5 protein-coding genes and 1 pseudogene are annotated in these 4,753 nt (G+C 61.9%); 3 read left to right on the forward strand and 3 right to left on the reverse strand.

The window, feature by feature from the left end; genetic code table 11:
• The 3 genes and pseudogenes from AC1DYI_RS26790 to AC1DYI_RS26800 form a co-directional block, all read left to right on the forward strand.
• Positions 1–217 (forward strand): annotated as a pseudogene (locus AC1DYI_RS26790) (bifunctional 3,4-dihydroxy-2-butanone-4-phosphate synthase/GTP cyclohydrolase II); the annotation flags it as partial.
• Positions 218–347: 130 nt separating this feature from the next.
• Entirely contained in the window at positions 348–935 is a 588-nt protein-coding gene (locus tag AC1DYI_RS26795; protein ID WP_477207172.1) for an NADPH-dependent F420 reductase, read from the forward strand.
• 107 nt (positions 936–1,042) lie between these two features.
• Entirely contained in the window at positions 1,043–2,023 is a 981-nt protein-coding gene (locus AC1DYI_RS26800; RefSeq protein ID WP_477207173.1) for a pirin family protein, read from the forward strand.
• A 347-nt stretch (positions 2,024–2,370) separates the two neighbouring features.
• Here AC1DYI_RS26800 and AC1DYI_RS26805 read toward each other — a convergent pair whose 3' ends face one another.
• From AC1DYI_RS26805 to AC1DYI_RS26815, 3 genes are all read right to left on the reverse strand, one after another.
• Positions 2,371–3,102, reverse strand: a complete 732-nt coding sequence (locus tag AC1DYI_RS26805) for a hypothetical protein (protein ID WP_477207174.1) — start codon at positions 3,100–3,102, stop codon at positions 2,371–2,373.
• Entirely contained in the window at positions 3,099–3,944 is an 846-nt protein-coding gene (locus AC1DYI_RS26810; protein ID WP_477207175.1) for a hypothetical protein, read from the reverse strand. The genes AC1DYI_RS26805 and AC1DYI_RS26810 overlap by 4 nt, the downstream gene beginning before the upstream one ends.
• 65 nt (positions 3,945–4,009) lie before the next feature.
• Positions 4,010–4,357: a hypothetical protein gene (locus AC1DYI_RS26815; protein WP_477207176.1), complete on the reverse strand. Its 348-nt coding sequence runs from the start codon at positions 4,355–4,357 to the stop codon at positions 4,010–4,012.
• Positions 4,358–4,753: the final 396 nt, after the last annotated feature.

Raw genomic sequence — 4,753 nt, forward strand, 5'->3', positions numbered from 1 at the left:
CTATGCCGTCGGTGCCCAAATCCTGCGGGACCTCGGTGTCTCCAAGTTGCGCCTGATGACGAACAACCAGCGCAAGTACGACGGCATCGTTGACTTTGGGCTGCAGATTGTCGAGCGGGTGCCCCTGACGTCCACGCCCCACGCCGAGAACGAGGCGTACCTGCGGACAAAGCAGGTGCTCATGGGGCACATGCTCGGACTCGCCATGCAGAAGTAGCGCCCTGCGCAGGCCCGACGTACGCCGAACCGCGTCGTGCCTGACACACCCGAGGGTAGCTTCCCAAGCCCTTCGCGGCTCATTGGTCGGCGACCTCAACCTCTCAATCCATCCCTAGAAGGAAATCATCATGACCTACTCCATCATCGGCTCCGGCAACGTCGGAACCGCCCTGGCCCGTCAATTCGCTCGCAGCGGCATCGCCGTCGGTATCGCCAACACGCGCGGACCTGACTCCATCGCACCGTTGGTCAAGGAACTGGGCGACAAGGTGGTCCCGCTGACGCTTCAGGACGCGCTCAAGGCCGACGTGGTCATCCTCGCCGTCCCATTCCGTGCCCACACGACTGTCGCCCAGGCACTACCGAGCTGGTCGGGCAAGGTCGTCGTCGACGCGATGAACACCTACGGCGTTTCGCCGGAGGAGCTGAAGGGGCAAGCCTCCACCGACGTCGTGGCCTCCGCCTTCCCCGGTGCCAAGGTGGTCAAGACGCTGAATCAGCTTCCCGCGAAGCTGCTGGCGCAGGACCCATCCGTGAACGGGGGCCGCCGCGTCATGTTTGTGTCGAGCAACGACGAAGGCGCCGAGTCCGCGATGGCCAAGCTGGTCGCCGACCTAGGCTTCGCGCCGGTCATGCTCGGCAAGGTCAACGAAGGCGGAATGCTGATTGGCATGGGCGGGTCGCTGATTCTTCAGAACCTCGTCAAGCTGGGCTAAGACAAACCAAGAAGACACAAGCGCTGAGTTGGCGCCGCTTCTTCTGGCCCACATCAGGCCCGACAGGTGAGCGAGCTCGGCGGCACTTCTTCTCAGCGAACCATCCAATGAACAGTTCCATCATCGGCATCACCCGGCTCGGGACGCCTTGGGAGACCATCGACCCCTTCCTCGTCTGTGCCCACCATGTCGACCACTACCCGCCGGGAAACGCCAACCTGGGGCCGGGTGACCCGCTGCCCGGCGACGCCGCCCGCAAGGACTGGCGCATGTACTTCGGTCAGACGGTACCCGGCTTCCCCGCCCATCCGCATCGTGGGTTCGAGACCATCACCATCGTTCGCCAGGGCGTGGTGGACCACTCGGACTCACTCGGCGCCAGCGCCCGCTATGGAGCGGGTGACGTGCAGTGGCTGACCGCTGGGCGCGGCATCGTGCATGCCGAGATGTTCCCCCTGCTTGACGCTGTCAAACCAAACACGCTGGAGCTGTTGCAGATTTGGCTCAACCTGCCGGCGCGCGACAAGATGGCCGACCCAAACTTCACGATGTTCTGGGCAGAGGACATTCCTCGCCATGTGGTGACCGGAGCCAATGGCCGCACCGAGGTCACATGCATCGTCGGGAGCCTGCACGGAGTCGACATGCCAGCTCCTCGGCCTCCGCCTTCAAGGTCGTGGGCGGCGGACCCGGACTCGGACGTCGCCATCTGGACGCTGAAGATGGCGCCAGGTGCGAAGTGGCAACTGCCTGCCGCGTCAGGTAGCGGCACACGAAGGCAACTGTTCTTCTATTGCGGCTCCTCGTTGAGCATCGCTGGCGACAGCGTCGAGGCGGGCTCAGCCATTGAGGTCGACTGCTCAGCGCCCGTCGAACTGGCCAACGGCTCAGCGGAGGCGCAACTTCTGCTGCTTCAAGGCCGTCCGTTGGCCGAACCCGTCGTGCAGCACGGGCCCTTCGTCATGAACTCACTCGACGAAATCCGACGTGCGTACGCAGACTACCGCAACACTCGATTCGGTCACTGGACGTGGGGTGCCACCGACCCCGACCACGGTTCGGTGAGGGGCCGCTTCGTGTCGCGCTGACACGAAAAAGTGAAGCGCCGACGCGGCCGGGAGCACAGAGAATGCCGGCGTGTCCCAGGGGCCGCTTTCGGGTCGATTCGTCAGCGAACTCAACGACGGCAACGGGTCGCCAGCGCCCGGCGATAACGGGCTGCTTCCAGGCGCCCTACCTTGAACGGCTGATCTGCGGCAGCGAACTTGGCGCACGGTCGGTCATGTCTCGACCCGGAGCGGACTTCTGTGTCGGCGATCACGATGGCGGAAAGCTGTCGTCAGCGTGCGGCGTAGATGGCGGCCTGCGCGCCTTGGCGCAAGTTGTCCCCTCGATGGAGGGGGTAGGCCGTCCGGAGATCCAGAATTCCACTCAACTACTTGAGCATCGACTTCCGCAGGCGAAGGGCGGCAGGGTGGTCGGGTACCAAGTCCACTGCCTTTTCGACTGCGGTGAGCGCCTCATCGCGAGACTTCGCCTTGTTGTACTGCTCCGCAGACTTCACATACCACTCGGCCGCAACCAGCTTTGAAGGTAGGACTCCGAAACCGTTTTCGTACAGCTTTCCAATGTTGAAGCTGGCGTCGGCTATTTGAGCGTCCGACGCCCTTTTGAATGCGGGTAGGACACCTTGCCAGCATTCCTTCGCTTGTTTGGTCCAGCCATCGCCTTGTTGTCGCTGTAGCTGCAAGCAAAAGTCCCACTGACGGACACCGTAGAAGAACGACGCGTACGGATCACCGCTCTCACCACGCTTCTGTAGAACCGAGGCGTATGAGATAGCCCGCATGTCGTCGTCGGCTATTTGAAACACGGCCGAGAGAATCTCATTGGGCTGTGTCAATAGCGCCAGCCGACTCTTCTTCGCGGCATCCAGTCGCTCCAGTTCCCTGTAGAGGTCGGTAGTCCGAAGTGCCTGCCCGTCTCTGGAGTAGCCGTCGTACTTGGCCTTCGCCTCAAGTGCGGCGGGCGAGTTGGAATCGTAGGCAAGCGGCGCCGCAGGTTCAGTCGCATGGACTGACGTGATCGCAATCACCAATGCGAGCCGGAGGCTTTTCAACACTCTCTCCAGGCCGGTGAGCGAGATACTCGAAGTCCAGGGTCTCATTGCGGTCTAAAGTTTTCGATCTCCGCGATCCACGGCTCGGGATCATCCAGCCTTAAAGTCCGAATGAGCGAACGCATCTGCGGCGTGTAGGCGATGATCTTCTCATTGGCCGCAGGGCCTGACCGCGGCGTCAACGGAAGGGCAGCTTCTCCGAGTTGTAGCAGAGTGCCCGGTAGCTCTTCGAGGTTCAACTCGGCCATGCCGTGCGTAATTGCCTGCCGGAATCTACTTAGATTGATTCGGTGCTCGTTCCTGGCCTGCCACGCCGGGTCTGCTTTGTCCACTGGCCCCTTGTGTCTTGCACTCTCCTTGTCCAAAGCTCGCAGCGCTTCAAGGAGTTCATTGTCGACAGGTGCCATCAGTGCACGACAGAGGTCAAGGCAGAAGACCCTGACCCAAGGGCGCAGCACCTTTGCTACCGCTGCCTCATCTGAGCCATTCGAGACCAGCATGGTTCTGAATCGCTGTGCGACTTGGTATGAATCTCGTGGCCCAGGAGAATCACTCCAACGCCCAACGCGACTCAGAGCCTCGACGTTCGCTTCTGCGGTCAGCTCCGTCAGGGTACGCACTTTGTCGAGGAGTTGGTTGGCGCGATCGAGCTTGTCGTCCACCTCGCGAACCTTCGCCTCCATGCCGAGGCCTTTGAGGAACTCGAATCGATCTATTGTTGCGGCGAAGAGCAGTACGACACCCGCTGTCAGCGACGTGCCCGCTATTGAGACGTCGCGCTGCCAGGCGTACCAAGTACCTACTGCGAGGTTCAGGCCGCCAGCGACCAGCAGCAAAACGCTTGTGGTGCCGAACAATAGACCTCGTCCAAAGCTTCGATCGAACTTCATTCTTAGTCCTTCGGTCGTCAAGCCCAAGCGCGCGTCAGTTCGAGTCGCAATCGACCTCTATCGCATCAGCCACCGCTCCAATCGGCGACAGGATCCAACTGCCGAATCTGATGGATGGCATCTACAAGCTGGCGCCTGGTGACGGTACCTTCCTTCCGCCACTCTTGCGCTCGCTCCTCAGACGGCGCCATCGCTAGCTCCGCGTACCTTGTCGCGAGGTGATAGGCACCGCTTGCGATGGCACCCAGAGTGGAGAAGATGTGCATCGCCTCCCAAGCGTCGGGATCGCGACGCTCAATCTCCATGATGTCGGTCGTCCGCATCAAGAAGCGCTCGACAAATGCCTTCTTGTCAGCTGCTGAGGCCGGCATAGCTGTGGCGCGGAGTTCAGTGCGAAGATCGGTCAGCGACATAAGCAGGCTCCACTTGGGTTGGGTACCGGGCACTCTATCGCTTCGTCGCGTTACACCGCCAGTCCCCCAAGGACGCAGGCACTTTGCCCTGTGGCGCTGTCGACTACAAGCCTTGCACGGAAGTGTTTCGCCGAAGGGGGCATATGACTGCGTCAGCTGCGTCGGAACCGTTCTCGGCGCGTGTTTGTCCGCCCTCTGCGGCCGCCGGGTTCCTCACGCTGGCCAGAGCTTCGGTGAAGCCGCCGCTCGCGACCGACTGCTCCTGGCCGGGTTCAGGTGGCGACGAACGGCTGCTTCGCGGAGGCGAAGCCCGAAAGAGGTGGGTCCAAGCGTCGGGCAGCTTCAGAGAAGCTCGGAAGACGGGATTGGGTCGGGTGTCGCCGACCAGCTCGGGCG

The sequence above is a fragment of the Ideonella sp. P3_A4 genome (genome assembly GCF_056403075.1).

What these genes read in the sequence shown, in the direction of transcription:
- AC1DYI_RS26795 (WP_477207172.1), top strand. Translation starts at nt 348, where the DNA reads ATGACCTACTCCATCATCGGCTCCGGCAACGTCGGAACCGCCCTGGCC.
- AC1DYI_RS26800 (WP_477207173.1), top strand. Translation starts at nt 1,043, where the DNA reads ATGAACAGTTCCATCATCGGCATCACCCGGCTCGGGACGCCTTGGGAG.
- AC1DYI_RS26805 (WP_477207174.1), bottom strand. Translation starts at nt 3,102, where the DNA reads ATGAGACCCTGGACTTCGAGTATCTCGCTCACCGGCCTGGAGAGAGTG.
- AC1DYI_RS26810 (WP_477207175.1), bottom strand. Translation starts at nt 3,944, where the DNA reads ATGAAGTTCGATCGAAGCTTTGGACGAGGTCTATTGTTCGGCACCACA.
- AC1DYI_RS26815 (WP_477207176.1), bottom strand. Translation starts at nt 4,357, where the DNA reads ATGTCGCTGACCGATCTTCGCACTGAACTCCGCGCCACAGCTATGCCG.